Genomic DNA, 17,684 nt, shown 5'->3' with positions numbered 1-17,684 from the left:
GACGCTCCCGGTGTCGCGGGCCGCAGACGCTCCCGGCGTCGCGGGCCGGAGGCGTGACGGCGTATGCGGGCTCGGAGGCGTAGCGGCGTACGCGGGGTCAGAGGCTCTTGGCCGCCAGGCGGATCTCGTCGAGCAGGACGGTCAGGTCGTCCTCGGTGGTGTCCGGGTGCAGGAAGCAGGCCCGCAGCGCGTCGCGCCCGCCCAGCCGGGTGCCGGTGAGGAAGGCGTTGCCGCGCTCCTGGACCGCCAGGGGGATGGCCCTGTTGAGAGCGTCCAGCCCGTCGGAGCGAGGGCGGTACCGGAAGGCCGTGATCGAGGTGGTGACCGGGGCGAGCAGCTCGAAGTCGTCGGCCCGCGTCACCAGGTCGCCGAGCGTGCGGGCCAGCCCCGAGGTGTGGTTCACCAGGCGCGTGATGCCCGACCGGCCGAGGTGCGACATGGTGGCCCACGTCTTCAGTGCGCGGAACGGGCGGGTCTGCTCGGGCCCGTACTCGGCGAACCACCCCAGGTCGCCCGCCTGGTCGTCGATCAGGTACGACGGCACCAGGCTGAAGGCGGCCCGCGCGGCGGCCGGGTCGCGCAGCAGCGCGCAGCCGCAGCCCACCGGGACGCCGAGCCACTTGTGCGGATCCAGGGCCAGCGAGTCGGCCCGGTCGAGGCCCTCGTACCGCGGCGCGGCGCCGTCGGCCAGGACGCCGAGCGCGCCGTAGGCGCCGTCCACGTGGAACCAGAGCCCGTGCTCGGCGGCCACGTCGGCGATCTCGCCGAGCGGGTCGATCGCGCCGGAGTTGACCGTGCCGGCGCTGCCCGCCACGCAGAACGGCCGCAGGCCTGCGGCCACGTCCTGCGCGATCATGGCACGGAGCGCGCCGACGTCCATCCGGTACGCGCCGTCCACCGGCACCGTGCGCACGTGCCGCGCCCCCAGGCCGAGGAGCTGGGCCGCCTTGTGCAGGCAGCTGTGGCCTTCCTCGGTGACGTACATGATCATGGGTGGGCGTCCGGCCAGCCCCTCCTCGCGGGCGTCCCAGCCGTCGGCGAGCGCGGCCCGCTGACGGGCGGTGGCCAGGCAGATGATCGTGGCCATGGACGCCCCGCTGGTCAGCAGCCCGCCGCCGGGCGGATGCGGGAAGCCGACCAGGTCGGCCAGCCAGCGCACCACCGCGCGCTCCAGGTGCGGCCCGGCGTGGTCGCCGCCGGCGCAGCTCGGGTTGAAGGCCGCGGCCAGCGGCTCGACGAGCACGCCCGCGGGGCTGGGCGGCGAGTTGACCCAGCCGAAGAAACGGGGGTGCCCGTTGCCCATCGGGTACGGCAGCACGTGCGCCCGCGCGTCCTCCAGGAGGTCGTCGAGCGGGCGGCCGGTCTCGGGCAGCTCCTGGCCGCTCAGCCAGCCGCGCTCCGCCTCGGGCACCGGCCGCCACACCGGCCGGTCGGCGATGCTCGCGAGATGGTCGGCCGCGATGGCGGCGGCGGTGGCGCCGGCTCGGCGCAGCTCATCCATGATGTCCCCCTTGGTGGTGCTGACCGGCGCCCAGTTCCATGGCGAGGTAGTAGACGCAGTCGGTCGTGCCGTCGTTGGCGTAGGCGTGGCGGCAGTCGCCCGGGTAGTACGCGGAATCGCCCGTGTCCAGCCGGTACGCCCGCCCGTCGATGGTCAGCAGCAGGCTGCCGTGCTCGACGGCGAGGTATTCCCGCGAACCCGGCGCGTGCGGCGCGAACTCGCCCGCGTCCACGCCGGGGCCGATGGTCGTCCGCATGAACTCGAACTCCACGTCCCCCAGCACCGGCGACAGCACGCGGCGCTCCCACCCGGAGGGGTCGCGCAGGACCCGCTGCTCGGAGTGGCGCAGCACCCGCATCGCCCCGTGCGCGGGCTCGTCGAGCAGCCGGGCGATCGAGGTGCCGAGCGCCGTGGCCAGCCGGTCGAGCACCAGCACCGTCGGCGTCTTCGTGCCCCGCTCGACCTCCGACACCATGCTCCTGCTGATGCCGCTCAGCTCCGCCAGCCGCTCCACGGACAGCCCGCGCGCGCGGCGCTCGGTGCGGATCCGCGTCCCCAGAGCGGCCATCGACAGCCCGCTGGACAGAACTCCTTCGCCTTGCATTCCTCCACTATAGCGATGAAATGTCCGCTATAGCGGAGTGAGCTTCCCGGTACGCGGCCAGCACCTGCTTGCGCGTCTTGGCCGGCAGCCGGTCGATGTAGAGGTGGCCGTCGAGGTGGTCGGTCTCGTGCTGGAGGCAGCGGGCCAGCAGCCCGGTGCCGGTGACCGTCACGGGCTCGCCCGCCGCGTCGAAGCCGCGCACGGTGGCGCGGTCGGGGCGGGGGAGTGGCGCGTACTGGCCGGGCACCGACAGGCAGCCCTCGTCGTCGGGGTCGAGGCGGCGCTCGCCGATCCCGGGCAGCTCCAGCTCGGGGTTGACGACGACGCCCTTGTGGCGCTCGCCCTCCGCGTCGGGGCAGTCGTAGATGAACACGCGCAGCGGCACCCCGATCTGGTTGGCCGCCAGCCCCACGCCGTCGGCGGCGTACATGCTCGCGAACATGTCGTCGACCAGCGTGGCCAGCTCGCCGTCGAACCGGGTGACCGGCTCGCACGGATGATGCAGCACCGGGTCGCCCACGTGCACGATCGGCCGGACCTCTCCCACGACCAACGCCTCTCCTGGATGGCGGATGTTTCCGCGACAAGTGTACGAGCGGCGGGCGATGGTCTGATTCGGTCTCATATATCAAGACATTCTCTCTTGTATGCTGAGACAAGCGCTAAGGTGGCCGCATCGGAAGCGAACGAAGGAGTTCCGGGATGGATGCCGTCTACACCCATGGCCACCACGAGTCCGTGCTGCGCTCACACCGCTGGCGCACGGCGGCGAACTCGGCCGCGTACCTGCTGCCCCACCTCAAGCCGCACATGAAGGTGCTGGACGTGGGCAGTGGCCCGGGCACCATCACCGCCGAGCTGGCTGAGCTGACCGGGCACGTGACGGCCTCCGAGGTGAGCGAGGAGGCGCTGGACCTGGCCAGGGCCGAGGTGCGGGCCAGGGGGCTGTCCAATGTCGACTTCGCGGTCGCGGACGTGCACGCGCTGGACTTCGCCGACGACACCTTCTGCGTGGTTCACGCGCACCAGGTGCTGCAGCACGTGGCCGACCCGGTGCAGGCGTTGCGGGAGATGCGGCGGGTGACCAAGCCGACGGGGTTCGTGGCCGTGCGCGACAGCGACTACTCGGCGTTCGCCTGGTATCCGCGGCTGCCGGCGCTGGACGAGTGGCTGGCGCTCTACCAGAAGCTCGCCCGGGGCAACGGCGGCGAGCCGGACGCCGGGCGGCGGCTGCTGTCGTGGGCCAGGGCGGCCGGTTTCACCGACATCACCGCCACCTCCTCCACCTGGTGCTTCGCCACGCCGGAAGACCGGGCGTGGTGGGGCGGGATGTGGGCCGATCGGGTCCTGCACTCCGCCATGGCCGAGCAGGCACTCACCGACGGCGCCGCGACGGAGGCGGACCTGCGGCGGATCTCGGAGGGGTGGCTGGAGTGGGCGGCCGCCGAGGACGGCTGGCTGTCGCTCCTGCACGGCGAGATCATCTGCCGCGCTTAGGGCGAAGCGGAAGTCAGAGGCCGCCGGGGTCAGAGGCCGAGTGTGCGGGCGCGTTGCCACTGGGGGTCGCGGTAGAGGACCATGTCCGTGCCGACCATCTCGTCGGGCGCCGACAGCATGGTGATCTCGCCCGCCACCTGCAGCTCCAGCAGCAGGTCGCGCACCCGGGGCCCGACCGGCAACCGCCCGGCGGGCACGCCCAGGCCGGCCCTGACCGTGTCGGCCACCTCCGACAGCCGGAACGGCCCGTCGAAGCCCGCCACGATCCCGCGCACGACGCTCATGGTGATCAGCTGCTCGGCCTCGGCGTAGGCGAGCTGCCATGTGATCTGCTCCTTACGGCGGCCGGTCGCCACGCAGGACGAGCACCCGCGCGCCAGGCCGGGAGCCAGCTCCTCCGTGGTGGTGCCTAGACAGGCCGAGCACAGGCCGTTCTCGGCGGCGTGCAGCTCGGCCGTCATCCGCCCGGCGAGCACGGCGCCGCAGTCGCAGGCGAACGCGTCGCCCAGGATGCCCGTCTGCGGGGAGATCGCATGCTTCGTCACCGAGCCGACTCTACCGGCGCCCGGACGGGACGGCGTCAGCCGCGCGCGTCGGCGAGCCCGTGCAGCCGCCGCAGCGCCTTGCGGGCCGCCGCCGCGACGCGCTCGTCCGGGTGATGGTCGATGAACACCCGCAGCACCCGCCCCGTCCACGGATGATCGCCGAACGCCAGGATCGCGATCGTGCCCGCCTGCTCGTCGGCGTCCATCCCCATGGCGATCGACTCGATCACCTCGCCCGTCTCGCCGCCGAACTCCAGCAGCGCCGCCGCCATGTCCACCAGCACCCAGGCGATCTCGTCGGGGGCGGGCTGCCGGTCCTCGCGCCCCGTCCTGGCGGCCACCACCGCGCCCAGCCTCGGCTCCTCGAGCAGGCCGGACAGTGCCAGGCGGCCCTCCTCGCCCAGGCTCGACGACAGCAGCTCCACGCCGACCGCCCGGCTCAGCGGGCTCACCGTGCCGAGCGCCGAGGCGATCTCGGCCGCCGCCGCGCCGGCGTCCCGCTCCTTCAGCCACCCCGCCAGCTCCTCGCCGCGCTCGGCCTCCGGATAGGAGCGCAGGCCGTGCAGCAGCGTGGCGGCGTCGCGGTCCGCGAGCGAGCCCATGACCGGGATGTCCTGCCCGGTGGTCTCCGCGATGATCTGCCGCGCCGCCCACAGGCCGAGCCAGCTCAGCGTGTACGGCTCCGCCTGCCGTACCAGGCCGAGCCCGATCAGCGGGCTCGCCGGCGACTCGGGCCCGTCACCCTTGAGCGGCTCCCGGGACAGGAACATCCTGATGAGCTCCAGCAGCAGGCCCTCGTCGGCGGCCAGCACCTCGCGGCAGTGCTCCGCCCAGAAGGCCAGCACCTCCGCGTCGTCGCCTTCCGGCTTCAGCTCCCCGGCGAGCGGGGCGGCGCGCACGGCGGCCGCGAGGGTGGCCTCGCCGGGCAGCCGGATCGGGGGCTGGAGGGGCAGCGTGTCGTCGTCGTAGGACCTCACGAGGCCATCCTGTCGTGATATTTGCGCTAGAGTGCCGCTCGACACCGAAAAGTCAGAAGAAAGGAGGCGCAAGATGTACGGCATTACCTCGGGTGCTCTTCGCGCCCGCTTCTACTTCTCGGAGGAATCATGCGTTTCCGTCTTGCCGTCGAAGCCGATCTAGACAGTCTGCTCGGCTGCGTCGTCGACGAGTCCATCAGCTGGGCGCACCCTGATCGGCTGCTCTCCTTCCTGGAGGACGGCAGCTACCGTTTCGACCGTATCTGGATCGCCGAGAGCGAGGATGACGGCCGGATCCTGGCCCGTGCCGTCTGGTGGGGCTTCCCCGACGGGGACCAGCCGCTCGCGCTGGACTGCCTGTACGTCCACCCGTCCGTGCCCGACCGGATCGGCCTGGCCGCCGAGCTGCTGAGCCACGCCCACGCCGGGTACGGCGAGTCGCCCGCCTACCACGTCTTCGTCTCCAACGGCTGGCGCGAGGACCCGCGGGCGGCGGAGGCCATCGCCTGGCGATGGGCGGCCGCGGGCCGCGCCGGGCTGACCGAGGAGCTGGAACGCCTGCGCTACGCCTGGACGTCCGACGAGGCCGTGCCGGAGCCGTCGCAGCGGCTCACGTTCCGCGGGGATGACGACGACGAGGTGTTCGTGGCCGCGTTCCGGCGGGTGGCCGAAGGGACGCTCGACTTCCACACCCGCGAGGCCCTGGAGACCATGGACCCGGAGGCCCAGGCCAGGCAGGACGTGCACGACTACCGCTCCATGCCGGGGGACCGGTCGTGGTGGCGGCTGGCGTACGCGGAGGACGGCGACCTGGTCGGGGTCGCCCTGCCGTCGGCCAACAACGGCGGGCCGGTGGTCGGCTACCTCGGCGTGGTGCCAGAGCACCGCGGCCACGGGTACGTGGACGACCTGCTCGCCGAGATCACGCGCTCTCACGCCGGGCGCGGGTTCCAGCGGATCACGGCCGACACCGACAGCGGCAACGTGCCGATGGCCAGGGCCTTCGAGCGGGCCGGCTACCGGAACTTCGCCATCAGGCTCGTCCTGTCCGCGAAGCCCGGGAGCCGGTGACGGCCGGGAGCCAGTGACGGCCGGTTGCCAGTGACACCTGGGAGCCAGTGACTCCCGGGAGCCAGTGACACCCGCGCCGGCCCTACCGGCCTAACCGGACACGCACCACCAGGTCATGCAGCGCCTCCCCGGCCGTCGCCCGCTCGGGCAGCGCCGAGGAGGCGCCCGCCTGCTCCAGCTCGGCCGTCATGCGCTGCACGTCCGCCTCCAGCCCCGTCGTGGACGGCGCGGGCCCGTGCTCGGCCGAGCGCTTGGCGGCGACCAGGTCCGGCAGGTACGCGGGCCCGTAGGCGTACAGGCGGGTCAGATCGGCCTCCAGCTCCCCGGTGCGCATGAGGTGGGTCCCGGTGGCCAGCACGCGGAAGGTGTAGAGGAGCGGCTTGAGCTGGAGGGTCTTGAGGAACAGCCGCCACTGCGTACGCGCGAACCCCAGGTAGTGGTGGGCGTGATGGCGCGTCACGCACCCGGCGGCGAGCGCGGCCAGCTCCTCGTGCGCCGGCGACGACGTCACCACCAGCGGCGAGAGCACCTGCTCCAGCACGTAGCCGTTGCGGCCGAGCAGCAGCCGGCAGAACTTGGCCAGGTCGTGCGTCACCAGGTCCACCTCCACGCCGTCACGCGTCCACGTCCGCTCCAGCGTCTCGGGCCCGTGCGACAGCCCCGCCACCTCCTCGACCGGCAGCACGTGCGCGCCCCGCAGGTCCACGTCGGAGTCCACCGAGGGGAACCCGTACAGGTGCGCGCCGCTCACCGTCGAGAACAGCAGCGGATAGCGCTGCTCGCCCGCGACCTCGGCCAGCCACGCGGGCAGCTCGTCAGGAATCGAGGACTCGTTCACAGGTTCTCCTTCCGCACGCCGACCAGGAAATCCTCCACCCGGTCCCGGTCCGGCCGCTCGGGCAGGACGCTGGGGCTCGCCGCCAGCTCTGCCGACAGCGCCGCCTGCCAGGCGACCACCTCGGCCCAGGCCAGCTCGCCCCGCTTGACGGCCAGCAGCCGCTCCCTGTGCGGCCCCACCTGGACCAGCGGCTCCCCGTGCCGCACCAGGTGCAGGCCGCTGAGCAGCAGCCGGATCATGTGCATGGCCTGCTTCCACTTCGGCGCCGCCGGGTCGAGGCGCCTGAACTGGGTGGCGGCGTAGCCGGCGAACGTCTGGTGCGCCCGCTGCGACACGAACGCCCCGCGCAGGTCGCGCAGCCGCCGCCCGGCCGGCGTGATCACCTCGACGATGGGGGACCACAGGCACTCGAGGACGGTCGGATTCGCGTCGAGCGCGAGAGTGCAGAAGCGCTCGACCTCCCAGGAGAACTGCTCGGGCAGCGGCCCGTCCCGATGCGTGGCCGGCTTGTCCAGCCGCCAGAACGCGGCCGTCGGCGCCACGAACACCCCCCGCCGGTCGGTGTCGGAGGTCTCCGTTTCGAGACCGTACGCCCGCGAACCCATCACGACGGAAAGGATCATGTCATCACTCACGCGGACACCCTCCCACGGGTCTTGCATCATGGGGGCGGTGACTGGTCTGATCGATAAGTGAGCGGTTATGACGAGGTCTACCGGCAGAGCATCGAGCAACCGGAGGCGTTCTGGGCCGAGGCGGCGCTCGGCATCGAGTGGGACGTGGCGCCCGCCACCGTCACCGGCGACGGCCGGTGGTTCCCCGACGGCCGGCTCAACACCTGTCACAACGCGGTGGACCGGCACGTGGCGGCCGGCCACGGCGGGCAGGCGGCGCTGATCTACGACAGCCCGGTCACCGGCACGGTGCGCACGGTCACCTACGCCGAGCTGCGCGACGAGGTGGCCAAGACCGCGGGCATGCTGCGCGACCTCGGCGTCGAGGCCGGGGACACCGTGGTCGTCTACATGCCCATGGTGCCCGAGGCGGTGGTCGCGATGCTGGCCTGCGCGCGGCTGGGCGCGGTGCACTCGGTGGTGTTCGGCGGGTTCGCGGCCAGGGAGCTGGCCGTCCGGATCGACCACGCCGAGCCCAAGGTGGTGCTGTCGGCGTCCTGCGGGATCGAGCCCGCCAGGGTGGTGGCGTACAAGCCGCTGCTGGACGCGGCGCTGGCGGCGGCCGCGCACCGTCCGGCCCGCTGCGTGATCCTCCAGCGGCCGCAGCTGGAGGCGGAGCTGGTGCCGGGGCGCGACCTCGACTGGGCACAGGCTGTACGCGCCGCCGAGCCCGCCGGCTGCGTGAGCGTCGCGGCGACCGACCCGCTCTACATCCTCTACACCTCCGGCACCACCGGCCTGCCCAAGGGCGTCGTCCGCGACAACGGCGGGCACGCGGTGGCGCTGCACTGGAGCATGCGCAACGTGTACGGCGCCGCGCCCGGCGAGGTCTACTGGGCGGCCTCCGACGTCGGCTGGGTGGTCGGCCACTCCTACATCGTCTACGCGCCGCTGCTGGCCGGGTGCACGACCGTCCTGTACGAGGGCAAGCCGGTCGGCACGCCGGACCCCGGGGCGTTCTGGCGGGTGGTGGCCACGCACGGCGTGCGGACGCTGTTCACCGCGCCGACCGCGATCAGGGCCATCAAAAAAGAGGACCCTTCCGGGCTTTTCGCGAAAAAGTGGGACCTGTCCGGGCTGCGGTACCTGTTCCTGGCCGGCGAGCGGCTCGACCCCGACACCTACCACTGGGCCTCCAGCCTGCTCGGCATCCCCGTCATCGACCACTGGTGGCAGACCGAGACCGGCTGGCCGATCGCCGCCGACTGCGTCGGCATCGAGTTCCTGCCGCTGAAGCCCGGCTCGCCCACCAAGGCCGTGCCCGGCTGGGACGTACGCGTGCTCGACCCCGACGGCCGCGAGTGCCCGCCGGGCGTCGAAGGCGCGGTCACCGTCAAGCTGCCCCTCCCGCCCGGCGCGCTGCCCACGCTCTACCGCGACGAGGCCCGCTTCGCCCGCTCCTACCTGGAGCGCTACCCCGGCCACTACCTCACGGGCGACGGCGGCCACGTGGACGCCGACGGCTACCTCTACGTCATGGGCCGCATCGACGACGTGATCAACGTCGCCGGGCACCGGCTCTCGACCGGCTCGATGGAGGAGGTCATCGCCTCCCACCCGGACGTGGCCGAGTGCGCCGTGATCGGCGTGGCCGACGAGCTCAAGGGCCAGCTCCCGGTCGGGTTCGTGGTGCTGAAGGCGGGCGCGGCACGCGACCCGGCGGACATCGAGCGCGAGCTGACCGCCCTGGTGCGCGAGCACGTGGGGCCCGTCGCCGCCTTCCGCCGGGCGGTGGTGGTCGACCGGCTGCCGAAGACCCGCTCGGGCAAGATCCTGCGGGCCACGATGCGGGACATCGCCGACGGGAAGCCGTACACCACGCCGTCCACGATCGAGGACCCGGCGGCGCTGCCGGAGATCGCCAGGGCTGTGGAGGGGCCGTGAAGGGAATCATGACGAGCAGGTAACGAAGCCGCCGGCGCCCAGATCGTCACAGGCAAGCCGCCTGCGCGATCGCGGCGTACAGCGCATGATGGGACATCCCCAGTCCCCGGGAGAAGGCCATGATCGAAACCCCGAGCTACGCCGACGCCCTGAGGATTCTCGGATGCAAGGACGCGAGACTCGTCAAGGTGGTCGGGTTCGCCTCGGCCGCGGCACGCACCGGCTGGGCGCTGGCGGGCGGCGGGCAGCTCGTGTCCGGCCTGTCCGACATGCGCGGCGACATCGTCCGCTACGGCGAGGACGTCGTACGCCGCCTGCCGGAGCTGAAGAACGGCGTGGACCGGTTCACCCGCACGCAGCGGCTGGCCGCCGCGCACGCCGTGGTGGTCGTCGCCGCCTACTTCGAGGCGCTCGGCGAGGCCAAGCTGCCGTTCACGCTGGAGCAGCTCGACCGCGCCGGCCAGAGCTCGCCGGGCCTCGCGAAGGGGACGCCCGGCCCCGAGCGGTTCGCCAGGCTCGTCGCGGGCCTGCTGCTCGAACGGCTGCCCACGCCCGAGCCGCACCTCCCGTACGCGGAGACCCGCCTGGCCGTGGAACGTGCCTATCTGCGCATGTCCGAGGCCATGGCGGGATACGTGGGCGGCCTGACGGTCTGGGACGAGCTGCCGGTCGACGACCAGCTCCTGCTGCCGCGCATGCTCGCCGAGGGGCCGCCCGCGCACGCGCTGCGCATCTACGACGAGGACTACCGGTCGCTGGCGCTCGACAGCCACGAGTTCGAGGTCCGCAGCCTGGTCACCGACAAGCCGTCGCCGGCCACGGCGCTGTCGCGGGTGGCGTGGCTGCTGGCCGAGCTGGCCCCGCCCCGCGTGGGCGACCGCCCCTTGATCCACCAGGCCAGGATGGCGGCCAACGCGCTCGACCAGCCGCTCCTGATCGCCGGCAAGTTACCCGAGGACGTCTACCTGCCTTTGCTCGGCGAGGGCTACCTCAGCCCCCGCTTCCGGGTCGCGGAGCTTACCCGCGAGTCCGCGCCCGCGCATCGGAGCTGGTGGGAGGAGCAGCGGGTGCTGCCCGACAGCGAGGCGTTCCTGGTGGGGCACCTCACCTCGCTGCGCGCCACCCAGGCGCCCCTGCTGGTGCTGGGCGAGCCCGGCTCGGGCAAGACCAAGCTGACCGAGGTGTTCGCCGCGCGGCTGGGCAGGTCGGAGTTCCTGCCGATCAGGGTGGAGCTGCGCGGCGTGGCGGCCAGGGCGGCCGTCACCGAGCAGATCGAGCAGGCCGTCGCCGGGGTGCTGGGCGAGGAGGTGAGCTACGCCGACCTGGTGACCGCCGGGGACGGTGCGATGCCGGTGATCCTGCTGGACGGGTTCGACGAGCTCGTCCAGGGCGGCGTCAACCGCTACGACTACCTCGAACACGTCCAGGAGTTCCAGCGCAGGGAGGCCGGGCTGGGGCGGCCCGTCGCGGTCCTCGTCACCAGCCGCACGGTGGTGGCCGACCGGATCAGGCTTCCCGCCGGGCTGCTGGCGCTGCAGCTCCAGCCGTTCGAGGACGAGCAGGTGCGGCAGTGGCTGGACATCTGGGACCACGCCAACCGTGCCCTGCTGGCCAGGCGCGACCTGAAGCCGCTGCCCGCCGACGCGGCGCTCGTGCACGGCGAGATGGCCAGGCAGCCGCTGCTCCTCCTGCTGCTGGCCCTCTACGACGCGGGCAGCAACGCCCTGCAGCGCGACCACGGCCCGCTCGGACGGGCCCGCCTGTACGAGGTGCTGCTGCGCGACTACACCGAACGCGAGACCGGCGGGGCGCACCGGATCGTGATCGACCAGGAGCTGGTGCTGCTCGGCGCGGTGGCGCTGTCCATGCAGGCCCGTGGCCGCCAGGTCATCACCGACGAGGACCTCGACCGGGACCTGCCCGCGCTGTGCCTCGGCGGCGAGGAGGAGCCGTGGGAGGAGACCGAGCCGGTCGACTGGGCGCGCAGGGCCACCGAGCGGTTCTTCTTCGTGCGCAGGAAGGGACACGCCTTCCTGCACTCCACGTTCGGCGAGTTCCTGGTGGCCTGGCTGGCCATGTACGCGCTGCGCGACCTTGACCGGCGCCGCCGCCTGGCGGGCGACGAGCCGCTGGCGCTCGTGCAGGCGGTGGACGACGACCTGCTGTACGCGGTCACGTCCCACTCCTGCCTGGCCGAGCGCGGGCCGACGGTCGGGTTCATCCTGGAGCTGCTGGAGGAGGTGCCCGCCGCGGTGCGGGCCCGGTGCGTGACGCTGCTGGCCGGGCTGCTGCGGCGCTCGCTGTACGAGCGGCCCAGACGCCACTTCACCGGCTTCCGGCCGGTACGGCACACGATGACCCGCCGCCTAGCCGCCTACTCCGCGAACCTCACCCTGCTCATCGTCGCCGCCTCCGAGGAGCCGGTCAGCGTCTCCTCCATCCTCCAGGGGCCCGACCACATGGAGCGCTGGTCCGCGCTCAGCCACCTGTGGAAGGGGCAGCTCGGGCAGGAGGGCTGGAGCGGGCTGGTCACCGCGCTGTCGGCGCACCGCGTGGTGGAAGGGGACCTGGAGGACGTCGTACTCGGGGGCGGGGAGACCAGCGGGATGGGCGACGTCGTGGTCGCGGTCGCCACCGGCCACACGCCGCGCCACCGCAGGCTGCTCGACCTGCTGCTGAGCGCGCTGGGGAAGGGCCGCGACCTGCCCTTCGGCGACCGGGCCGGCCTCGTCGGGGAGCTGCTGCGGACGGTGGGGGTCAGGTCGCCGGCCATGCACCGGGCGCTGGGGGCCCTGTGGGCGGAGGAGGGGGCCGACCACGCCGAGCTGCGGCCGCTCCTGGCCGTCATGCTCGCCGACCCCGGCGACCGGCGGGCCACCTGGGAGCAGCTCGTCAAGGCGGGCATCCCCGAAGCGGCCCTGCTGGAGATCCACCGGAACACGGGCCGCGCCGGCGGCGACTGACCGGCCCGGGGGAGGCGTCCGCTGCTCGGTCAGGGGACGGCCGGGTCGGCGGGCAGCTCCACCATGATCGTCAGCCCGCCCTCGTCCCGCGGCCTGGCCAGCACCGTGCCGCCGTGGGCCTCCGTGATCACCCGTACGATCGACAGCCCCAGCCCGCTGCCCCGATCGGAGCGCAGCCGGTCTCCGTGCAGCCGCCGGAACGGCTCGAAGATCGTCTCGATCTCGTACGGCGGCACCTGCAGCCCGGTGTTGGCCACGACCAGCTCGACGTGCGCGGCCCGCCGCCGCGTCGTCACCCACACCTCGCCCTTGGGGTGGTTGTGCCGCACGGCGTTCTCCACCAGGTTCTGCACCAGGCGCTCCACCAGCACCGCCTCGCCCGTCGTCGGAGCCGAGTCGAGCAGCCGGTGGATGGTCACCTCCCGCTCGGCCGCCTCGGCCGCCGCCTGGTCCAGCACGTGCTCGGCCACGTCCGTCAGGTCGAACGGCCGCCGGTCCAGCACCGCCTGCTCGCCCTCGGTCAGCGCCAGCAGGCCGTCGATGAGGCGTTCGTGGCGGGAGTTGACCAGCAGCAGCGACTCGCCGAGCCGCTTGACGTCGTCCGTCGCGTCCGGCCGCCGCACGGCCACGTCCACCAGCGTCCTGTTGATGGTGAGCGGCGTGCGCAGCTCGTGGGAGGCGTTCGCGACGAACCTGCGCTGCCCGTCGAACGAGCGCGCCAGCCGGCCCATCATGGTGTCGTAGATCTCGGTCAGCTCCTTGACCTCGTCGCGCGGGCCCTCGTAGCCGATGCGCTCGGTCAGGTCGCCGCTCTGCGCGATGCGGCGGGCGTTCTCGGTGACCCGCTTGACGGGCCGCAGCACCCAGCCCGCCGTCCGCCAGCCCAGCCCGAACGCCGCGGCCGTCGCGGCCAGCACCCCGATCCCGCCGATCGTGCGCACGCTGGACAGCGTGTCGCGCTGGTAGACGGCGCGGGCCTGCATCACCCGCGCCCGGGCGACCTCGTAGTGGTCGCTGTATCTCGGGAAGTAGCCCCGGCCGCGCACCTCGATGTAGTCGGGGGTGACGAGGCCGGGGCGGTATTCGAGGCTCTGCCGGACGACGAGGTAGACGCCCGCGAGGACGAGCCCGCCCATCACGAGCATCACCCCCGCGCAGGCCAGGGCGAAGCGCAGGCGCACGCTCATGGGATCCGGTATCCCGAGCCCGGCACGGTCTCGATGACCTGGGGCTCGCCGAGCTTCTTGCGCAGCTTCATCATCGTCGTGCGGACCGTGTTCGTGAACGGGTCGATGTGCTCGTCCCACACCTTCTCCAGCAGGCTCTCGGCCGAGACCACCGCCCCCTGGGCGCGCAGCAGCTCGGCCAGCACGCCGAACTCCTTGCGCGCCAGCGGCACGTACCGGCCGTCGCGGAACACCTGCCGGTGCGCCCAGTCCAGCCGGACGCCGGCCCGCTCCAGCATGGGCGGATCGGCCCGCCTGGCCCGCCGCCCGAGCGCGTGCACCCTGGCGACCAGCTCCTCGAACGCGAACGGCTTCGGCAGGTAGTCGTCGGCGCCCAGCGACAGGCCCGCCACCCGCGAGCGCACGTCGCTCGCGGCGGTCAGCATGAGGACCCGGACCAGCCAGCCGCGCTCGACCACGGTCCTGCACACCTCGTCGCCGTGCACCGACGGCAGATCCCGGTCGAGGACGAGCACGTCGTAGTCGTGCACGCCGAGCCGTTCGAGCGCCGCCTCCCCGTCATAGGCGACGTCCACCGCCAGCGCCTCGCCCCGTAACCCCTCGGCGATCGAGTCGGCGAGCATCCGCTCGTCCTCGGCGACCAAAACGCGCACGTTGCCCCCAGATGATCTTAGATGCCGGACAGTGTGCCCTGACCGGCATAACGCGCACATAACCACTTCCAGCGCCGTCCAGGCTATAGCCGCCCGTCCCGGCCACCCGGCCGCCTGAGCCCGGCTGCGGCGCGGCGCGTGCGTTCACCGGTCCGGCCGCCCGCCACGACCCCGGACGACCCCGGCCGTTCGTCCGCCGGGCCCGGAGGGTGGGCTCGCCGGGACCGCCGGGGTCATTACCTCCGCGGCTACGATCATGTTTTGCGGTCCGCCGCTTTCGGGGCGTCCGACGACCGCGCGCCGCGCGTCATGAGGGCGGGCCTGGCCGCTGCGGTGCTGGTGGACGCCACTGTGGTGCGCCTGATCCTGGTGTCTGCCGCCATGGAAGTGCTTGTTGAGCGGAACTGGTGGTTCCCTGCCCTGACCTTTAGGAGGCTGACACTCCGCCGGAATGTTACGTAATATCCACCCATCGCGAGCGTTGGGGGCGCCAGGGTGCCAGGACAGAGCGTGGGTGTGGTCGTCGATCCGGGAGTACCCCCGGAAGTTGCCGGACTGCTGCGTGCCAACGCTCCCTTATTGTCCAGAGTCCGGGCCGGCTGGGTGCCGCCGGCCGCCCCGCCCCTGCCGCGCCGCAAGAGCCCCTCCAGCACCGCGCTGCTGGCCGCCACGCCCGTGGTGATCGCGCTCATGGCCGTGCTGCTGGCCTCGCCGGCGGCGGCCGCCGGGTTCGTGCTGCTGGGCACGTACGTCTTCATCGTCCTGGTCAAGATCGCCTCCATGAACGAGGTACCCGACAACGACCGGCCGCACGAGCGCGGCGTGTACGAGCAGGCCCGCTGGTACGACGGCCGCTACCTGCTCGCCGAGGACTTCGACCAGGAGGCCAGGCTGGTCCTGCTGAGGGCGCAGCGGGCCATCGGGTCCGTGCTGCGCTCCCACGTCAACGCGGAAGGGCTGCTCGACGACGCGCGCAACGCCGTGATGCTGCCCGCCCAGGAGTGGGAGATCGCCCGCCTGCTGGCCAAGCTGTCCGCCCTGCGCCTGGAGCACAGGGAGCTGCTGGCCAGGGGGATCGCCCCGGAGGTGGCGGCGGTCATCCAGCCGCTCGAACGGGCGCTGGTCAACAGCGAGGCCGCCGTGGTCGCCCGCGTCGAGGCGCTGGAACGTTACGCCAAGCACGTCGCCGAGGCCGAGCGCGCCTACCACGCCCGCGGCCAGATCGAGGAGCTGCGCGCCAGGCTGCCGCGCTACGAGGAGCTGCTCGCCGAGTCGGGCGCGGACAAGCTGGCCGTGCCCGAGATCGAGCGGCTCACCGAGGACGCCGACGTGCTGGAGAACATGCTGCGGCGCAGCGTCAAGTCCGCTCACGAGGCGTTCAGGTATCTGGAAGGCTGACAGTCGGACAGACCGGCACATAGGATCAATAACGTGCCCGGACGTCAGGCGAAGGTGATAGTCGATCCGGCGGTGCCCGACGAAGTCGCGGCCCTCTTACGTGACAACCGCAAGGTCCTCGCCCGCATCCACGCCGGCTGGGCGCCCGCGTACAAGCGGCCCCGCCCCCTGGCCGGGACCCTGGCCAGGCTGGCGGCCACCGCGACGGCCGCGGCGGCGACCGTGTACGGCCTGGCGCTGTTCGTCGCGGAACGCTACCCGCCCTTCGTCGTGATCATGACGGGTGCCGCGCTGCTGATCGTCAGCGTCCTGCTCAGGCCCGCGCCGGACGCCGAGGCGGAGCGGCGGCGCGCGCTGGAGCAGGATGTCTACGACGCCGCCCGCCGTCATGACGGCCACTACGTCCTGCGCGAGGAGCTCGACGAGCCCGCCAGGAGCCTCATGTCCCGCGCCCAGGCGGCCATCGAGCAGGTCATGGACTCCGGAGTCAACGCCGAGGGCCTCCTGGACGACGTGCGCAACGCGGTGATGCTGCCCGCTCAGGAGTGGGAGATCGCCCGGCTGCTGGCCAAGCTGTCGCAGCTGCGCGCCGAGCATCAGGAGGTCGTCTCGGAAGGTGTCACGCCCGAGGTGGCCGCCGTGGCCGAGCCCCTGGCCCACGCCCTCGACGGCAGCCAGCGCGCGGTGCTGGCCCGCGTCGAGGCCCTGGAACGGTACGCCGGGCACGTCGCCGACGCCGAACGCGCCTACCGCGCCCGGCACCAGATCGAACGCCTCAGTGCCAAGCTGCCCCGCTACGAGGAGCTCCTCGCGGAGACCGGCGCGGACGGGGCCGCCGTGCCGGAGCTGAGCCGGCTGGCGGACGACGCCGACCGTCTCGAACAGGCCCTGCGCGACAGCGTCAGCTCGGCCCACGAGGCTTTTCGTCACCTAAAGGGCTGACTTCCCCTAGGATCCGGATTCGTGGCGGATGTGGTGGTAGACCCCGGGGTGCCGCCGGAAGACGCGCAGTTGCTCAGAGAGAGCCGCCAGGTGCTGATCAAGATGCGCCACGGCTGGGTTCCCGAGCCGCAGCGGGCCGCTTCTGGCCTGCGTCCCCGCCTGCATGCGGCCGTCGGCGCGGTCATGAGCCTCGGCGTCGTCGCGGGCGCGGGCCTGCTGGGCCGCGGCCTTCTCATGCTGGCCGTCATCCTGCTCGGCATCCCGCTGCTGGTCATGCTCTTCGTCCGTGACGACCCGCCCGGCGACGAGATGGAGTTCGAGCGGGAGGTCTACGAACAACTGCGCTGGTACGAGGGCCGCTACGTCCTCACCGACGACCTCGACGAGTCCGCGGCAAGACTGCTCGCCCGCGCCCGGCAGGCCGTGGCCACCGTGAGCGGCTCGCGGGTCAACGCCGACGGGCTGCTCGACGACGTGCGCAACGCGGTGATGCTGCCCGCCCAGGAGTGGGAGATCGCGCGGCTGCTGGCCAAGCTGTCGGCGCTGCGCGGCAAGCACAGGGAGACCGTCTCGCACGGGCTCACGCCCGAAGTGGAGGCCGTGGCCGCGCCGCTGGCCAGGGCGCTGGACAACAGCGAGGACGCGGTGCTGGCCCGGGTCGAGGCGCTGGAACGGTACGCCGCCAACGTCACCGACGCCGAGCGCGCCTACCTGGCCCACCACCAGATCGAGGAGCTGCGCGGCCGGGTGCACCAGTACGAGGAACTCGTGGCCGAGACCGGCGCGGACGGATTCGCCCTGCCGGAGCTGGAGCGGCTGGCGCAGGACGCCGACCGGCTCGACCAGGCGCTGAGACGGAGCCTGAGCTCCGCCCACGAGGCCTTCCGCCACCTCGAACCCTGAGCTCGGCCCACGACGGGGCCATCCGCCACGAATCCTGAGCCCTGCCC

The 17,684-nt window shown here is 72.7% G+C and carries 16 protein-coding genes; 7 read left to right on the top strand and 9 right to left on the bottom strand.

The features are described from left to right. Positions 1–97: 97 nt before the first annotated feature. Genes ETD85_RS10515 through def form a run of 3 tightly spaced genes read right to left on the bottom strand, consistent with a single transcriptional unit; the run spans position 98 to position 2,652 of the window. Complete coding sequence (locus tag ETD85_RS10515; protein ID WP_138689444.1) at positions 98–1,501, bottom strand: pyridoxal phosphate-dependent decarboxylase family protein; 1,404 nt, start codon at positions 1,499–1,501, stop codon at positions 98–100. Continuing rightward, positions 1,494–2,105 (bottom strand): helix-turn-helix domain-containing protein, encoded by a 612-nt coding sequence (locus tag ETD85_RS10510; protein ID WP_138689443.1) that lies wholly within the window; start codon positions 2,103–2,105, stop codon positions 1,494–1,496. The genes ETD85_RS10515 and ETD85_RS10510 overlap by 8 nt, the downstream gene beginning before the upstream one ends. Before the next feature lie 7 nt (positions 2,106–2,112). Further along, a complete protein-coding gene (gene def / locus ETD85_RS10505) occupies positions 2,113–2,652 on the bottom strand; it encodes a peptide deformylase (protein ID WP_240779073.1) in 540 nt (179 codons plus the stop codon). 155 nt (positions 2,653–2,807) lie between these two features. On the opposite strand from def, the gene ETD85_RS10500 reads away from it, so the two are divergent. Continuing rightward, positions 2,808–3,602, top strand: coding sequence for a class I SAM-dependent methyltransferase (locus tag ETD85_RS10500; protein ID WP_138689441.1), 795 nt, complete (start codon positions 2,808–2,810; stop codon positions 3,600–3,602). Positions 3,603–3,631: 29 nt separating this feature from the next. Here the strand turns inward: ETD85_RS10500 and ETD85_RS10495 are convergent, their stop codons facing one another. Next, positions 3,632–4,147 (bottom strand): hypothetical protein, encoded by a 516-nt coding sequence (locus tag ETD85_RS10495; RefSeq protein ID WP_138689440.1) that lies wholly within the window; start codon positions 4,145–4,147, stop codon positions 3,632–3,634. 35 nt (positions 4,148–4,182) lie between these two features. Next, the gene (locus ETD85_RS10490; RefSeq protein ID WP_138689439.1) at positions 4,183–5,124 is read right to left on the bottom strand and encodes a hypothetical protein; all 942 of its coding nucleotides are present in this window, start codon (positions 5,122–5,124) and stop codon (positions 4,183–4,185) included. 129 nt (positions 5,125–5,253) lie between these two features. On the opposite strand from ETD85_RS10490, the gene ETD85_RS10485 reads away from it, so the two are divergent. Further along, positions 5,254–6,195 (top strand): GNAT family N-acetyltransferase, encoded by a 942-nt coding sequence (locus ETD85_RS10485; RefSeq protein ID WP_138689438.1) that lies wholly within the window; start codon positions 5,254–5,256, stop codon positions 6,193–6,195. An 82-nt stretch (positions 6,196–6,277) separates the two neighbouring features. Here the strand turns inward: ETD85_RS10485 and ETD85_RS10480 are convergent, their stop codons facing one another. Together ETD85_RS10480 and ETD85_RS10475 are read right to left on the bottom strand one after the other, a co-directional pair. Further along, positions 6,278–7,033: a nucleotidyltransferase domain-containing protein gene (locus ETD85_RS10480; RefSeq protein WP_240779071.1), complete on the bottom strand. Its 756-nt coding sequence runs from the start codon at positions 7,031–7,033 to the stop codon at positions 6,278–6,280. Continuing rightward, positions 7,030–7,668, bottom strand: a complete 639-nt coding sequence (locus ETD85_RS10475) for a nucleotidyltransferase domain-containing protein (RefSeq protein WP_240779070.1) — start codon at positions 7,666–7,668, stop codon at positions 7,030–7,032. Before ETD85_RS10475 ends, ETD85_RS10480 begins: the two co-directional genes overlap by 4 nt. 57 nt (positions 7,669–7,725) lie before the next feature. Here ETD85_RS10475 and ETD85_RS10470 point away from each other — a divergent pair, with 57 nt between their 5' ends. Both ETD85_RS10470 and ETD85_RS10465 read left to right on the top strand, forming a co-directional pair. Next, entirely contained in the window at positions 7,726–9,591 is a 1,866-nt protein-coding gene (locus ETD85_RS10470; protein WP_138689437.1) for a propionyl-CoA synthetase, read from the top strand. A gap of 119 nt (positions 9,592–9,710) precedes the next feature. After that, positions 9,711–12,554 (top strand): NACHT domain-containing protein, encoded by a 2,844-nt coding sequence (locus ETD85_RS10465; RefSeq protein WP_138689436.1) that lies wholly within the window; start codon positions 9,711–9,713, stop codon positions 12,552–12,554. Positions 12,555–12,583: 29 nt separating this feature from the next. On the opposite strand, the gene ETD85_RS10460 is transcribed toward ETD85_RS10465, so the two are convergent. Together ETD85_RS10460 and ETD85_RS10455 are read right to left on the bottom strand one after the other, a co-directional pair. Then, a complete protein-coding gene (locus ETD85_RS10460) occupies positions 12,584–13,741 on the bottom strand; it encodes a sensor histidine kinase (protein ID WP_138689435.1) in 1,158 nt (385 codons plus the stop codon). Next, the gene (locus ETD85_RS10455; protein WP_138689434.1) at positions 13,738–14,394 is read right to left on the bottom strand and encodes a response regulator transcription factor; all 657 of its coding nucleotides are present in this window, start codon (positions 14,392–14,394) and stop codon (positions 13,738–13,740) included. Before ETD85_RS10455 ends, ETD85_RS10460 begins: the two co-directional genes overlap by 4 nt. Positions 14,395–14,973: 579 nt before the next feature. On the opposite strand from ETD85_RS10455, the gene ETD85_RS10450 reads away from it, so the two are divergent. The 3 genes from ETD85_RS10450 to ETD85_RS10440 are packed head-to-tail and all read left to right on the top strand — an operon-like array spanning position 14,974 to position 17,637. Further along, positions 14,974–15,792: a hypothetical protein gene (locus tag ETD85_RS10450; RefSeq protein WP_240779069.1), complete on the top strand. Its 819-nt coding sequence runs from the start codon at positions 14,974–14,976 to the stop codon at positions 15,790–15,792. A gap of 33 nt (positions 15,793–15,825) precedes the next feature. Next, complete coding sequence (locus ETD85_RS10445) at positions 15,826–16,734, top strand: hypothetical protein (RefSeq protein ID WP_240779068.1); 909 nt, start codon at positions 15,826–15,828, stop codon at positions 16,732–16,734. Between the two features lie 21 nt (positions 16,735–16,755). Next, positions 16,756–17,637, top strand: a complete 882-nt coding sequence (locus tag ETD85_RS10440; protein ID WP_240779067.1) for a hypothetical protein — start codon at positions 16,756–16,758, stop codon at positions 17,635–17,637. Positions 17,638–17,684: the final 47 nt, after the last annotated feature.

It is taken from the genome of Nonomuraea zeae (assembly GCF_005889725.1).
In the GTDB taxonomy this organism is placed as follows: Bacteria; Actinomycetota; Actinomycetes; order Streptosporangiales; family Streptosporangiaceae; genus Nonomuraea; species Nonomuraea zeae.
The sequence above is the reverse complement of the archived record's forward strand: the minus strand, read 5'-3'. Positions and strand labels throughout refer to the sequence as shown.